The organism is Klebsiella sp. CN_Kp113, from assembly GCF_040064585.1.
Taxonomy (GTDB): domain Bacteria; phylum Pseudomonadota; class Gammaproteobacteria; order Enterobacterales; family Enterobacteriaceae; genus Klebsiella; species Klebsiella michiganensis.
On the sequence record NZ_JBEAID010000037.1, the window covers coordinates 1 to 14643 of the forward strand.

Below are 14643 nucleotides of genomic sequence, written 5' to 3' on the forward strand. Positions count from 1 at the left end.
ATCAGAGAGAACTGGCCGGTTCTTTCTGACGGAGTAATCATACAAGCCCGGACAGATGCGCAGCATCGCCTCCGGGAAATGTGCCGAAGCTGATGCTTCCCGGCTTGCGCTGCGCTTAGCCGGGCTGCAGGCGGGTTCGTAAACTCATACAGCCAAAAGAGATATACCGTTTTCTTATACTTTCAGGCCCGATATTGATCCAGCTTACGCCGAAAGTATGATGAATCTTTAAAATCGTCATACTTTCCTGTCGCTGAGAAAAAGCCTTGTCTATTATCCGCACCACCCTGCTGGCGCTATTCGCCTGCGCCCCGTTGCTGGCCTGCGCCGCGTCCAATGAAATCACCACCGCCTGGCCGGTCAACGTGGGGCCGCTCAACCCGCACCTCTATACGCCCAACCAGATGTACGCCCAGAGCATGGTCTATGAGCCGCTGGTAAAGTATCAGGCGGATGGCTCGGTGAAACCCTGGCTGGCAAAAAGCTGGACCCACTCGGCGGACGGCAAAGTCTGGACCTTCACCCTGCGCGATGACGTGACATTTTCCAACGGCGAAGCGTTTGACGCCCATGCCGCCGCGGAGAACTTCCGCGTGGTGCTCGATAACCGCCAGCGCCACGCCTGGCTGGAGCTGGTCAATCAGATTGTCGATGTCAAAGCGCTCAGCCAAAACCAGCTGCAAATCACCCTGAAAAGCGCCTATTACCCGTTCTTACAGGAGCTGGCGCTGCCGCGCCCTTTCCGCTTTATCGCCCCGTCGCAGTTCAAAGACAATGAGACCCTGCACGGCATTAAAGCGCCGATTGGCACCGGTCCGTGGGTGCTGAAGGAATCAAAACTCAATCAGTACGACGTGCTGGTGCGTAACGATCGCTACTGGGGCGAAAAGCCGCAGATTGAAAAGATTACCGTCAAGGTGATCCCGGACCCGACGACCCGCGCGGTGGCCTTTGAAACCGGCGATATTGACCTGCTCTACGGCAACGAAGGGCTGCTGCCGCTCGACACCTTCGACCGCTTCAGCCACAACCCGGCCTACCGTACCCAGCTTTCCCGCCCGATAGAGACGGTGATGCTGGCGCTGAACTCCGCCAAAGCCCCCACCAACGAGCTAGCGGTACGCGAAGCGCTGAACTTTGCGGTGAATAAAAAATCGCTGATTGATAACGCCCTGTACGGCACTCAGCAGGTGGCCGATACGCTGTTCGCCCCCACCGTGACCTATGCCGATATTGGCCTGACGCCGCGCCGGTACGATCCGCAGCAGGCGAAGGCGCTGCTGGAAAACGCGGGCTGGGTCCTGCCTGCGGGTAAGGATATTCGCGAGAAAAACGGCCTGCCGCTGCGCGTTGAGCTGTCGTTTATCGGTACCGACGCGCTAAGCAAATCGATGGCGGAAATCATTCAGGCCGATATGCGCCAGGTTGGCGTGGACGTGACGCTGGTCGGCGAGGAAGAGAGCAGTATTTATGCCCGCCAGCGCGATGGTCGCTTCGGCATGATTTTCAACCGTACCTGGGGCGCCCCCTACGATCCGCACGCTTTTATGAGTTCGATGCGCGTACCGTCGCACGCCGATTTTCAGGCGCAGCAGGGATTAGCCGACAAACCGATTATTGATAAAGAAATCGGCGAGGTGCTGAAAACCACCGATGAAACGCGGCGTCAGGCGCTGTACAAAGACCTGCTGACCCGACTGCACAACGATGCGGTCTATCTGCCCATCAGCTACGTCTCGATGATGGTGGTCTCCAGACCGGAGCTGGGGGCGATTCCCTACGCGCCCATCGCGTCTGAAATTCCGTTTGAACAAATTAAGCCGGTGAAACCCTGATGTTACGTTACGCGATGCGGCGGGTCGCGCTGCTGATACCGATGATCTTCGCCGCCTCGGTGATTATCTTTTTAATGCTGCGCCTGGGCACCGGTGACCCGGCGCTGGACTATTTGCGCCTGTCAAACCTGCCGCCGACGCCGGAGATGGTGGCCTCAACCCGCGCGATGCTGGGGCTGGAGCGGCCGCTTATCGTCCAGTACGGCAGCTGGCTGTGGCAGGCGCTGCATCTGGATTTTGGCGTTTCGTTCGCCACCCAGCGTCCGGTGCTGGATGACATGCTGAGCTTTCTGCCCGCCACGCTGCAGCTAGCCGGCGCCGCGCTGGTGCTGATCCTCCTCACCTCCGTGCCGCTGGGCATCTGGGCGGCGCGGCACCGCAACCGCCTGCCGGATTTTATTGTGCGGATCATCGCTTTTCTCGGCGTGTCGATGCCCAACTTCTGGCTGGCTTTCCTGCTGGTGATGTTCTTTTCGGTTTATCTGCAATGGCTGCCGGCGATGGGCTATGGCGGCTGGCAGCACATCATTCTGCCGGCGGTGTCGATCGCCTTTATGTCGCTGGCGATCAACGCCCGCCTGCTGCGCGCCAGCATGCTGGAAGTCGCCGGGCAGCGTCACGTAACCTGGGCCAGACTGCGCGGCCTGAACGACAGGCAAACCGAGCGCCGCCATATTCTGCGCAACGCCTCGCTGCCGATGATTACCGCCGTGGGGATGCATATCGGCGAGCTGATTGGCGGCACGATGATTATCGAGAATATCTTTGCCTGGCCCGGCGTGGGCCGCTACGCCGTCTCGGCGATTTTTAATCGCGATTATCCGGTGATTCAGTGTTTCACCCTGATGATGGTGATCGTTTTTGTGGTCTGTAACCTGATGGTTGATCTGCTGAACGCCGCGCTGGACCCGCGCATTCGCCGCCATGAAGGAGCGCGCTCGTGAACTTTTTCCTCTCTTCACGCGGGTCCGTCCGCATTTCTTTGCTTATCATCGCCCTGCTGGCGGTCGTTGCGCTCACCAGCCAGTGGTGGCTGCCGTACGATCCGCAGGCGATCGATCTGCCTTCGCGCCTGCTGCCGCCCGGCAGCCAGCACTGGCTCGGTACCGATCATCTGGGGCGCGATATCTTCTCGCGTCTGCTGGCGGCGACCCGCGTATCGCTCGGCTCGGTGATGGCCTGCCTGCTGCTGGTGCTGGCGCTGGGACTCCTCGTCGGGGGCTGCGCCGGGCTTATCGGCGGCCGCGTCGATCAGGCCACCATGCGCGTCGCGGATCTGTTTATGACCTTCCCGACCTCAATCCTCTCTTTCTTTATGGTGGGGGTACTGGGAACCGGGCTGACCAACGTAATTATCGCCATCGCCCTGTCGCACTGGGCGTGGTATGCGCGGATGGTGCGCAGCCTGACAATCTCCCTGCGCCAGCGCGAATTTGTGCTCGCCGCGCGACTTTCCGGCGCGGGACACGTGCGGGTATTCGTCGACCATCTGGCCGGCGCGGTCATTCCGTCGCTGCTGGTGCTGGCGACCCTGGATATCGGGCATATGATGCTGCACGTCGCCGGGATGTCGTTTCTCGGCCTCGGCGTCACCGCGCCAACCGCCGAGTGGGGGGTGATGATTAACGACGCCCGCCAGTATATCTGGACCCAGCCGCTGCAAATGTTCTGGCCGGGACTGGCGCTGTTTATCACCGTCATGGCCTTCAATATGGTGGGCGACGCGCTGCGCGATCGCCTGGATCCTCATCTGATCGCGGAGCACGCCCACTAATGCCGCAACAAATTACACTGCAAAACATCGTCTTACAGGCCGAGCGTCCGCTGGTGCACGGCGTATCATTGACGCTCAAACGCGGGCGCGTGCTGGCGCTGGTTGGCGGCAGCGGCAGCGGAAAATCGCTAACCTGCGCGGCGGCGCTGGGCATTTTGCCTCCCGGCGTACGGCAAACGGCGGGGATGATCCTCGCCGACGGCCAGCCGGTCTCCCCTGGCGAGCTGCGCGGCAGCAAAATCGCCACCATTATGCAGAACCCGCGCAGCGCCTTTAATCCGCTGCACACCATGGCGACCCACGCGCGGGAAACCTGCCGGGCATTGGGTAAACCCGCAGACGACGCCACGCTTACGGCGGTACTGGAAGCCGTTGGGCTGGAGGAGGCGCAGCGCGTCCTGAAGCTTTATCCGTTCGAGATGAGCGGCGGCATGCTGCAGCGGATGATGATTGCCATGGCGCTGCTGTGCGAGGCGCCGTTTATCATTGCCGATGAACCCACCACCGACCTGGACGCCGTGGCCCAGGCGCGCATTCTCGATCTGCTGGCAGGTGTTATGCAAAACCGTGGGCCCGGGATGCTGCTGGTCACTCACGATATGGGCGTCGTGGCGCGGCTGGCGGACAATGTGGCGGTGATGGATAGCGGCTGCATTGTGGAACAGGGGGATGTCGAAAGCCTATTCAACGCTCCGCAGCACAGCATCACCCGCAGCCTGGTGGCGGCGCATCTCGCCCTCTACGGACTGGAGCTGGCCTGATGACATTACTGAGCGTATCCGCGATAACCCATCAATATACCGATTCAACGGTGCTAAAAGAGGTCTCTTTGGCGCTGAAAAGCGGTGAAACCGTTGCCCTGCTGGGACGCAGCGGCTGCGGGAAAAGCACCCTGGCGCGCCTGCTCGTTGGCCTGGAATCCCCCACTCAGGGCAGCGTCTGCTGGCGGGGAGAACCGCTCTCTCGGCTCAATCACGCTAAGCAAAAGGCGTTCCGTCGGGATATTCAGATGGTGTTTCAGGACGCCATCAGCGCGGTGAATCCGCGTAAAACGGTACGCGAGATTTTGCGTGAACCCATGCGACATCTGCTGTCATTGACGAAAGCGGAACAGCTGGCCCGGGCAAGCGACATGCTCAGGGCGGTGGATCTCGATGATAGCGTGCTCGATAAGCGCCCCCCGCAGCTGAGCGGCGGACAGCTGCAGCGCGTCTGCCTGGCGCGCGCGCTGTCGGTTGAGCCGCAGCTGCTGATCCTTGATGAGGCGGTGTCTAACCTCGACCTGGTGCTCCAGGCGGGCGTCATTGGTCTGCTCAAAAAGCTTCAGCGACAGTTTGGCACCGCCTGTCTGTTTATCACCCACGACTTACGTCTGGTGGAGCGTTTTTGCCAGCGGGTGATGGTGATGGATGAGGGGCAAATCGTTGAGACGCAGGTCGTGGGCGACAAATTAACGTTTTCTTCCCACGCCGGTCGCGTGTTACAAAATGCGGTACTTCCCGCCTTTCCCGTGCGCCGTAATAAGGTTTAAAACAGATGCAACGTATCACGATTACTCTTGATGACGATTTACTCGACACGCTGGATAGCCTGAGCCAGCGCCGCGGCTATCATAATCGCTCCGAAGCCATCCGCGATATTCTGCGCGGCGCGCTGGCCCAGGAAAGCGCTCAGGAGCATGGCACCCAGGGCTTCGCGGTACTCTCCTATGTTTATGAACATGAGAAGCGCGATTTAGCCAGCCGTTTAGTTTCCACCCAGCATCACCACCACGACCTCTCCGTCGCCACCCTCCACGTACATATCAACCATGACGACTGTCTGGAAATCGCCGTGCTGAAAGGCGATATGGGCGACGTTCAGCATTTTGCCGATGACGTTATCGCCCAGCGCGGCGTGCGCCACGGCCATTTGCAGTGTTTGCCAACGGAGAAGGAGTCACCCCACTCATAGCCGTGGGATGCGATAAATGACTCTTTAACGCGCGATCGGGACTAACGCCATTATGGCGACTCGTTGGCCCATGCGCCTCGTATCGGTTTTGCCAGCAGGGCAAGAACGGCAATCATGCTGATTTCAATCGAAAACGACCAGCAAATATGTCCGAGGGTTTCGCTCCACAGCTCGTAGCCATTCAGGTTCCACAGCCACCCGGTTTCCCCGTTTAAATAGGCGGGATGCCTGAAGCCCAGCGCGGGAATGAGGAAGCCGTGCATAACGAGAGTAATAATCAGACCATAGGCCGCGCCGTACCAAAGCCGGATTTTCGGCCAGTACGCGGAAATGAAGACATAGAGAAAGGCAAAAGCAAAGCTGAACAGCCAGTGGTAAAGCATGACGGCGCCGGGGATTGTCACCCCCTGATAAACGTAGTCCAGCGAGTGTGAATTAATGCCAAGCCAGCCGAGCCAGGCGTCGATATGCGCCGCCGGGGGCGATATCTCGCCCGCCACGCGGGGCGGCATATTAGCTTCCGTTCCCGACTTCACCAGAGAGCTGATGAACCCTCCAATGAGCGTCGTCCAGATAATAACCTGAAGATTAATCCTGTTTTTCAACATAACAGCGTTCCTCTTAAATATCGCTTATACGATGGGTCACCTCAGTTTTTTCAACCAACAATCTCGCGGGAAATAGCATTTATAACGCATCCATTGCTAAGTATAGTTTGAAAAAATTTTGTTCACCCTAAGAGGGAAAAATCCCCGTATCGCCCTGATCGCAATAAACTTTCGCCTTTTCTCAACAATTAATAAACCACATGAATTATATGCTTGGTTAATCATCTCTCTTCGCGAATAATCAGGCCTCATTTAACGATCTCGTTATGGCGAGGCTCCTGCATAAACATAAGTTACCGCCCTGTTGGTATCGAGAGAGACCACTCAGGGAAATACAGGCTTCCATCGAATCAAGGTGTTGCCAAGGTAACTTCTGACGGCGTTCATGCCGGGCAGATACGTTGTGCAGTGCTAAAACCAGGACGTAGGGATCTGCCTGTGCTCATCCTGTCTTGTTCGCCCCTATGAGTGATTTTTTATAGGGAATTACACCATGTCTTCCATTCAACTGTGCGCCGCACATCAGGCTACCGCAGCGTTCGACGGCGACGCGATCGCCCAGTACATGCGTACCGATTTCATTACCCTGCCGGAACATTTCAGCGTTCATGAAGCGCGTGAGCTGTTCGTTTCTCAGCTGGCCAGCGATGAGATCCCCGGCCAGGTTTTTGTCGTCGCCGGGAAAAAACTGCGCGGCAGTTTATCGATTAAAAAGCTGCTGCAGGAGAGCGATACCGCCCAGTCCATTCGTTATTTAATGGACAGCTGCCTGTTTCGCGTCAGGCCTGACGACCCGCGGCCGCAGGTGGTCGCCGAGCTGGCCGAGCGCGGGCTCGACCTCGTGCCGGTGGTCGAAAAGGGCGAGCTGGTCGGCTGCCTGATGGAAAAAGAGATCGCGCATCTGCTGGAAGATGACGTGACCGAGGATGCTCAGCGTCAGGGCGCGACGCTGCCGCTGGAAAAGCCCTACCTGGAAACCAGCCCGTGGGCGCTGTGGAAAAAACGTTCGGTATGGCTGCTGCTGCTCTTTGTCGCCGAAGCCTATACCAGCAGCGTGTTACAGCATTTTGAGGAAGCGCTGGAGTCGGCGATTGCGCTGGCCTTTTTCATTCCGCTGTTGATTGGTACCGGCGGCAATAGCGGAACGCAGATCACCTCCACCCTCGTGCGTTCCATGGCGCTCGGCGAGGTGCGGCTGCGCGATATGGGGCGCGTAATCCGTAAAGAGGTCTCAACCTCGCTGCTGATTGCCATTACGCTCGGCCTGGCGGGCTGCCTGCGCGCCTGGATGATGGGCATCGGCATGGAGATCACCCTGATTGTCAGCCTGACGCTGGTATGCATTACCCTGTGGAGCGCGGTGGTGTCTTCGGTGATCCCCCTGACGCTCAAACGCGTCGGCATCGACCCGGCTGTAGTTTCAGCGCCGTTTATCGCCACCCTTATCGACGGTACCGGACTGATTATCTACTTCAAAATTGCCCAGTATTTCCTGGGGCTGAACTGATTATTTTGCCCGGCGGGAAGGACTTGCCGGGCTGTTTTATTCCCGCCCGAATATCCGCAATCGCATTAAGCAATCTCAGTAACTCTGGAGCAAGCCGATAAAAAGCGTGTCCTTTTTCCGTTAAGATAACTTTTCTGATATTCCTGCCGCGCTTAATCAGGTTGAAACCCAGTTCATTTTCAAGCGCACATACGCTGGTTGTTATCAACGAAGGCGCAATACTCAGCCGCTGCGATACAAAATGAATACTCCCCTCCCGAACCATAAGCATGAATATCTCCACCTGTGATTTATTCATTGCCGAAACCTCTCCAGATTAACCTTTGGCTTACGTTTTAAGTTGTCCACCGGGCAATGTCAATCGCTACAAGAAAATGCTCCCCGCATATAAATAAAATAAAGTGTGAAGCTCACCATTCGCACATTTAATTATGCATTTCAGCCATTTCATAATTAAATAACCGGCCTCACTTCGGCGTTCAGGTATGTGAAGAACATCACCACAACTCGTTGACCACAAAAACAAAATACACATACATATCAAAGCATTACAAAAAATATTCATCTTGCATGAATGTATGGCACACGCCATGCAATTACCTCCACGTAATCAACACTGGAGATAGTTAAATGACGTACAAAATTTTACTCCCGCAGGAAATCATGGCAGAAGGGAGAGAATATCTGGAAAGCCGCGGTTATCAACTGATTAACGGCTCAGGGATGGAAGAAGAAGATATCATTCGCGACATCGTCGATTGCGACGGTATTATCGTCCGCCTTTCAAAAATGTCCGACCGCGTATTTGAAGCGGCTAAAAAGCTGAAAGTCGTTGCGCGTCACGGTGCCGGTTACGATACGGTCGATCTGGCGTCGGCTAAACGTCACGGCGTCGTCGTATTAAATGCGCCAATTGCTAACAGCATGTCCGTTGCCGAACTGGCCATATTTTATATGCTGCACTGCTCGCGTAATTTCAAGCTGGTACAGGAAAAGATGCTTGAAGATTATTACTGGGCAAAACTGCGCACGCCAAAAGTGGAGCTGGATGGAAAAACGCTGGGTTTAATTGGCGTCGGGAATATCGGTTCACGCGTGGCAATCAAAGCGCTGCATGGCTTTAATATGAAAGTTATCGCCTATGACCCGTATAAAACCCAGCAGCAGATCCCCGAGGGCGTAGAGCTTACCAACGATTTTGACCGTATTTTCAAAGAGAGCGACTTCGTTTCTCTGCACTGTCCGACGACGGCGGAAACCACCGATTTTGTCGGAGAGAAACAGTTTTCCATGATGAAGCCTACCGCCTATTTCATTAATACCGCACGCGGAAAGCTGGTTGATGAAAAAGCGCTGTATCACGCCTTGAGCACCCACGCTATCGCCGGGGCGGGCGTGGATGTTTTAAAGAAAGAGCCGTTTGATGCCAACGACCCGATTTTCTCGCTAAGCAATATCGTGATTGCCCCGCATATTGGCGCCGCCACCATTGAAGCGACCGACAGAGCCTCGCTCCATTCCGCGATTGGCATTGATGAAGTCTTATCCGGTAAGAAACCGTCCTGGCCGGTCCCGGGTTTTTAAGGAGAAAAAAATGACTATTGGTAACCGTATTTTTTTAAAGCGTCCGACCTGCAGCGTCGATCTTCTTAAAGAATTTGAACAGCTCCCGGCGGCGAATATTGCTGACACCATGAACCGTATTGCCGTTCTGGGTAACGGCATTAAACGTATCTCTTCGCCGAAAAAGCCGATTATGGCGGGGTTCGCCATCACCGTGAAAGTCCGCGCGGGCGATAACCTGATGCTGCACGCCGCGCTGGATATGGCGGGTGAGAACGATGTGATTGTGGTCTCCAACGAAGGCGACCGCTCGCGGGCATTAATGGGCGAAATCATGGTGGCCTATGCCCACTGCATGAAAAAAATCGCCGGTATCGTGCTGGACGGGCCTATCCGCGATATCGATGCGCTGTCGGTTCTCGATTTTCCGCTGTTCGCTACCGGCTCCAACCCGGCAGGCCCGTTTAAACAAGGTCCAGGGGAGGTGAACACGCCGATCGCCGTTGGCGGCGTCGCGGTTTGTCCGGGCGACCTGATCGTCGGCGATGCGGATGGCGTGATTGTTATTCCCCTCGGTGACGCAGAAGCCGTACTGAATAAAGCCAAAGAGTATGCAAAATTCGATGCCAGCAAAGTAGAGGCCGCCAAAAACGGCACCGCGAATCGCCTTTGGGTCAAAAAATCACTGGATGAGACCGGCGTTGAGTTTATCGACGACATGTATCGTTAATTTGATTAAATAATATCAGGCCGCGGTGCCCTGACGGGCCGTGGCTTTAAAGCAAAGGTAATAAAAATGCTTTATTTAAAACTCTTGCCCATTATCTTTTTCCCCGTTTTATTTTGGATAATACCGCACCCGGAAGGCGTCTCCGCACCGACCTGGCATATGGTTGGCATCTATCTGGCGATGCTGTGCGGGCTGGTTTTGCGCCCGTTTACCGATGCGGTCATTATGCTGATTATTCTCGGGTTTGCCTCTCTGGTTCTCGACCCCGCTCCCCTGTTTGCCGGTTTTGGCAGCCCTATGGTCTGGTTTATTATCAGCGCCTTTATTATTTGCAAAGCGTTTGTTATTACCGGACTGGGTAAACGTATCGCCTATCTTCTGCTAAAACGTTATGGAAAAAATACCCTCACCCTGGGTTATCTGATGATGGTGACGGATACCGTACTGGCCCCGGCAACGGGTTCAAATATGTCCCGTTCGGGAGGCATTACCTATCCCATCTTCAGGAACATCGCCGAAGCGCTGGGCTCGAAGCCCGACGACGGTAGCCGCAAAATCGGCGCCTATCTGACCATCCTGATGTACGTCGTCTCAATGGGAACCTCCAGCCTGTTTCTGACGGGGATGGCGACCAACTCAATTACCGTCTCGCTGGCCAACGAGATCATGAAGGTGAATCTCGAATGGATGACCTGGTTTAAAGCCGCCGTGGTGCCAGCCGGACTGGTGCTGCTGCTCGCGCCGTGGATACTGTATAAAATCTACGCGCCGGAACTGAAAGTTATCGATAACGTCAATGAAATTGCCGAGAAGGGCCTGCGTGAGCTGGGTCCGGTAAAACGTGAAGAGAAGCTGCTGATCGTGTTCTTTGTCCTGGGCGTGCTCGGCTGGATGACGGGTTCCATCACCGGCATCGCCTTTATTCCCGTCGGCCTGGCGTTCCTCGCCTGTCTGCTGCTTTTCGGCGTGCTGAGCTGGAATGACGTGGTGAGCGAAAAATCGGCCTGGCAGACCTTCGTCTGGTATGGCGCGTTTTATGGCTGTGCGGTTGCCCTATCAAAAGGCGGGTTCTACGTCTTTCTGGTGGACGTTATCAAAAACTATCTCGACCTGTCGCATCTCAATGAAATCAGCGCGATTGCCGTGCTGGTCTTTATCAGCCTTGCCGTCCGCTATTTCTTTGTCTCGAACAGCGCGTTCGTCGTCTCTTTCTATCCGGTACTTTTTACCCTGGGAATGACGACCCAGGCGCACCCGATGTACGTGGCGCTTTCTCTGGCTTTCTCCGCAGGCTATGGTGCACTGCTGACGCACTACGGCAACGGCGCGGGCGTATTTACGTTCTCCAGCGGCTACGTCCCGCAAAAAACGTTCTGGATGCTGGGCACCATCATGGTGGTGGTCAACGTATTAATCTTCTTCCTGATCGGTATTCCTTACTGGAAATTTATCGGCATTTAACGGGAGCATAAAATGAAACTGGATATTCTGATTAAAAACGGTCTGGTCGCCGATCCCGAAGGTCATGATTATATTAATCGTAATATTGGCGTTATCGGCGATCGCATCGTGGACTTAAATACCGTTGACGATTTGCAGGCCGAAACGGTGATTGATGCCGCGGGTTGTATCGTGCTGCCTGGCTTAATCGACTTCCATGGTCATGTTTTTCACGGCGGGACCGCCATCAGCGTCAACCCTGACATCGTATGCTTGCCCAACGGGGTCACCAGCATGGTCGATGCCGGCAGCAGCGGCTGGGTGAATTATCAGCTTTTTCGCAATAGCGTGATTCATCCTGCCATGGTGAAAATCAAAAGCTATTTGAACGTGGTCAACGTCGGGCTTTCCACCCTCGGGGGCGGGCCGACCGGGTATCTGGAAAATACCAATCCGGCGAATTACAACGAGGAGAAAATCGCCCAAACGCTGAATAGCAACAGAGACAATATTCTGGGATTGAAACTACGCTACAGCCAGGATATCGCCAAAGGGAAACAGTACGCCAGCGACCCTCTTCTCTCTACCGTCTCCCTGGCGCGTAAACTGGATACCACGATTTGCGTTCACGTCACGGACTCTCTTCTCTGCGCCGATGAACTGATCCGCTATTTTAATGCCGATGATATTTACGCCCACTGCTTCCACGGTACCGGCCACTCGATTCTCGATGAACAGGGCGAGGTCTATGCGGCAATAAAAGAGGCGCAGACCAGAGGGGTTATCTTCGACTGTTCAAACGGCGTGGCCCACTTTGATTTTCACGTTGCCAGAACCGCCATGGAGCAGGGATTTTATCCCGATATCATCAGCACCGATCTCACCCTGAGAAATAGCTTACGGACGGATAAGGTCTACAGTCTGCTCCACGTCATGTCGAAATATCTCAACATGGGAATGTCCTTCTTCGATATCGTTCGCGCGGTAACCGCCACGCCGGCCCGCTTAATGAAAATGCAGGGACAAATTGGTACCCTGGCGCCCGGCGCTTTTGCTGATATTTCGATTGTTAAGCTGCGAAAAGAGAACGTCATTTTTGAAGATACCCACGGGGTCAAACTCGAAGGTGACCGTTATATCGATAACTGCGCTACCTTATGCAACGGTCAAATTGTCTACCGCCGCCTGCGTTTCTAATCACTAATGACATAGCCTTACGCATTTGCTATGCGTAAGGCTTTTATTCTTAATATCGTATTATATGACCACCCTCATTGATTCTCCCTGTGCTCGCCATATAATAAACATTGCAAACCCAGAACACCTGAGCGAATAATATATGAAGAATAATGAAATTGTCATTTTTTCAGTTTCCAAAACAATAACCCAACGCATCATGAATGTTCTTATTGAGAGGAAGCTCGATGTTCCGGTATATGAGTTTCGTTATTCTGATGTTCTCGATAAAGCGAATGAGATGATCCAGTCCGGCGCTAAGATAATTATTAGCCGAGGCGGCACCGCCGCCCTCCTGCGTAACAATATTAGTATCCCGGTCATTGAGATCGCCCATGATTTTCACGGCGTTTATCGCATTTTACAACAGGCCAAAATCAAATCACAAAAAATCGCCGCGGTTGGTTTCCCCCAATTTTGTAATGCCTTACGTCATTATCAGAACATGACTAACGAAGAGTTTAAAATTTGCCAGGTATACAACCACAATGATATTGAAAACGTTATAAAAAACCTTTCAGAGAACGATTACCATACGGTCATCGGCGGCCTTACGGTTGCTGAAATGGCTAAAAAATATAATCTCAATGCTATTATGGGAGACACCGATAATATTTCGATTGAGCAGGCCATCAATGAAGCCTATAGCCTATTAAAATATCTCAACCGAGAAAATACCAAGCTCATCATGAGCCACGCCGCGCTGAATCAAGCACGTGAGGGCATCATGTGTATTGATCAGTTGGGTGAGATCATAAATATTAATGCTATCGGCCTGAGCTTATTCCAGTGTCATGTCGGAGATAAAATATTCAAAAAAGAGGCATTTAAAGATATTTACCCCAGTATTATTAACGAATTAGATATTAAAGAACAGGCCGTTGATATTAACGGCCAAACTATTTTTATTTCCATACGTCATTTTTCCAACCGCCAAACATCTTATAGCATTATTACAGGATTAAACCAGGAGAGTTCACTTTGGCAAAATAGTATCAGCAAAAAAAGTAAACTCCGCGGTTTTTCCACAACCTGGTCTTTCGACGACATTATTGGCCAGTCTCCGGCGATACGCGATGTAATAAAAAAAGCTAAACTGTGCGCCCGCCACGAACTTCCCATTCATATTTTGGGCGATACCGGCACAGGTAAAGAGCTTTTCGCTCAGAGTATTCATAACCATAGCGCCAGAAGCCACGGCCCTTTTATCGCGATTAACTGCGCGGCCATTCCCGAGAGCATTCTGGAAAGTGAACTCTTTGGCTATGCCGACGGCGCATTTACCAGCGCGCGCAAGGGCGGAAAACCGGGGGTGTTTGAAATGGCGATGAACGGCACGGTGTTTATCGATGAAATCAGCGAAGCGCCGTTATCGGTACAGGTTAAGCTGCTGCGCGTGTTACAAGAGAAGCAATTCTCTCGTCTCGGCGGCGATACGCTGATCACCGCCGATTTTCGCCTGATCACCGCCAGCAATAAAGATCTGCGCCAGCTCGTCGCCAGCGGTGAGTTCAGGCAGGATCTGTACTATAGAATCAATATTCTTGAGTTGAGTCTACCGGCCTTACGCCAACGACCGGGCGATATCATGTTGTTGATTCAGCACCTGCTTTATCAGCAAGGTAAGCAAATCACATTTACCCCCGACGCGGTGGATTTTTTGCATCGCTATAGCTGGCCTGGCAACATTCGTGAACTTCAGGCGGTTATCTACCGGCTCATCGTCCTGCTGGACATCGATCGAGTGAGCAAAGACGTTTTGCTGCAGATCGGTCAAATTTCACCGGATGACGCCAACGAGAGCTCTCACTTCCCGGCCGCGGGCGTGGCATCAGATGAAACCGATTTATTAAAGAAACAAGAGAAACGGCTGATTAGCCATGTCATAGAAAAAACCGACGGGGACAGAACCAAAGCGTCGGTGATGCTCGGCATCAGCCCCACGACCCTGTGGCGCAAATTAAAGCAGCACAATATCAGCGGATAAGGCGGAGCCG

The 14643-nt window shown here is 54.0% G+C and carries 14 protein-coding genes and 1 riboswitch; of the genes, 12 read left to right on the top strand and 2 right to left on the bottom strand.

The window, feature by feature from the left end:
* Positions 1-266 precede the first annotated feature (266 nt).
* From nikA to nikR, 6 genes are read left to right on the top strand one after another with little or no spacing between them, the layout of a single operon-like run.
* Positions 267-1835, top strand: coding sequence for a nickel ABC transporter substrate-binding protein (gene nikA, locus ABLV30_RS23320; protein WP_265801716.1), 1569 nt, complete (start codon positions 267-269; stop codon positions 1833-1835).
* A complete protein-coding gene (gene nikB, locus ABLV30_RS23325) occupies positions 1835-2779 on the top strand; it encodes a nickel ABC transporter permease subunit NikB (RefSeq protein WP_064374787.1) in 945 nt (314 codons plus the stop codon). Before nikA ends, nikB begins: the two co-directional genes overlap by 1 nt.
* Positions 2776-3609, top strand: a complete 834-nt coding sequence (gene nikC / locus ABLV30_RS23330; RefSeq protein ID WP_004855132.1) for a nickel ABC transporter permease subunit NikC — start codon at positions 2776-2778, stop codon at positions 3607-3609. Before nikB ends, nikC begins: the two co-directional genes overlap by 4 nt.
* Positions 3609-4370, top strand: a complete 762-nt coding sequence (gene nikD, locus ABLV30_RS23335) for a nickel import ATP-binding protein NikD (RefSeq protein WP_348865683.1) — start codon at positions 3609-3611, stop codon at positions 4368-4370. The genes nikC and nikD overlap by 1 nt, the downstream gene beginning before the upstream one ends.
* Positions 4370-5140, top strand: coding sequence for a nickel import ATP-binding protein NikE (gene nikE, locus ABLV30_RS23340; RefSeq protein ID WP_064357700.1), 771 nt, complete (start codon positions 4370-4372; stop codon positions 5138-5140). Before nikD ends, nikE begins: the two co-directional genes overlap by 1 nt.
* 5 nt (positions 5141-5145) lie before the next feature.
* Positions 5146-5562, top strand: a complete 417-nt coding sequence (nikR, locus tag ABLV30_RS23345; protein ID WP_025106836.1) for a nickel-responsive transcriptional regulator NikR — start codon at positions 5146-5148, stop codon at positions 5560-5562.
* A 50-nt stretch (positions 5563-5612) separates the two neighbouring features.
* On the opposite strand, the gene ABLV30_RS23350 is transcribed toward nikR, so the two are convergent.
* Entirely contained in the window at positions 5613-6170 is a 558-nt protein-coding gene (locus tag ABLV30_RS23350) for a DUF1440 domain-containing protein (RefSeq protein WP_025106835.1), read from the bottom strand.
* Positions 6171-6423: 253 nt separating this feature from the next.
* Positions 6424-6607: riboswitch (M-box (ykoK) riboswitch) on the top strand.
* A gap of 56 nt (positions 6608-6663) precedes the next feature.
* Between ABLV30_RS23350 and ABLV30_RS23355 the strand changes: the two genes are divergently transcribed.
* Positions 6664-7677 carry a magnesium transporter gene (locus tag ABLV30_RS23355; protein WP_004855147.1) on the top strand — a complete coding sequence of 338 codons (1014 nt, stop codon included), beginning with the start codon at positions 6664-6666 and terminating at the stop codon, positions 7675-7677.
* Here the strand turns inward: ABLV30_RS23355 and ABLV30_RS23360 are convergent.
* On the bottom strand, positions 7643-7975 hold the full coding sequence (locus ABLV30_RS23360; RefSeq protein ID WP_025106834.1) for a LysR family transcriptional regulator: 333 nt from the start codon (positions 7973-7975) through the stop codon (positions 7643-7645). The two genes, ABLV30_RS23355 and ABLV30_RS23360, sit on opposite strands and share 35 nt — an antisense overlap.
* Before the next feature lie 332 nt (positions 7976-8307).
* Between ABLV30_RS23360 and ABLV30_RS23365 the strand changes: the two genes are divergently transcribed.
* From ABLV30_RS23365 to ABLV30_RS23385, 5 genes are all read left to right on the top strand, one after another.
* Positions 8308-9261, top strand: a complete 954-nt coding sequence (locus tag ABLV30_RS23365; RefSeq protein WP_025106833.1) for a hydroxyacid dehydrogenase — start codon at positions 8308-8310, stop codon at positions 9259-9261.
* A 10-nt stretch (positions 9262-9271) separates the two neighbouring features.
* Positions 9272-9970, top strand: coding sequence for an RraA family protein (locus ABLV30_RS23370; RefSeq protein WP_047722841.1), 699 nt, complete (start codon positions 9272-9274; stop codon positions 9968-9970).
* A 66-nt stretch (positions 9971-10036) separates the two neighbouring features.
* Positions 10037-11431, top strand: coding sequence for a DASS family sodium-coupled anion symporter (locus ABLV30_RS23375; RefSeq protein ID WP_004126262.1), 1395 nt, complete (start codon positions 10037-10039; stop codon positions 11429-11431).
* Positions 11432-11443: 12 nt separating this feature from the next.
* On the top strand, positions 11444-12607 hold the full coding sequence (locus ABLV30_RS23380; protein ID WP_032751605.1) for a metallo-dependent hydrolase: 1164 nt from the start codon (positions 11444-11446) through the stop codon (positions 12605-12607).
* Positions 12608-12749: 142 nt separating this feature from the next.
* Positions 12750-14633, top strand: a complete 1884-nt coding sequence (locus ABLV30_RS23385) for a sigma-54-dependent Fis family transcriptional regulator (RefSeq protein WP_025106830.1) — start codon at positions 12750-12752, stop codon at positions 14631-14633.
* The last annotated feature ends 10 nt before the right edge of the window (positions 14634-14643 follow it).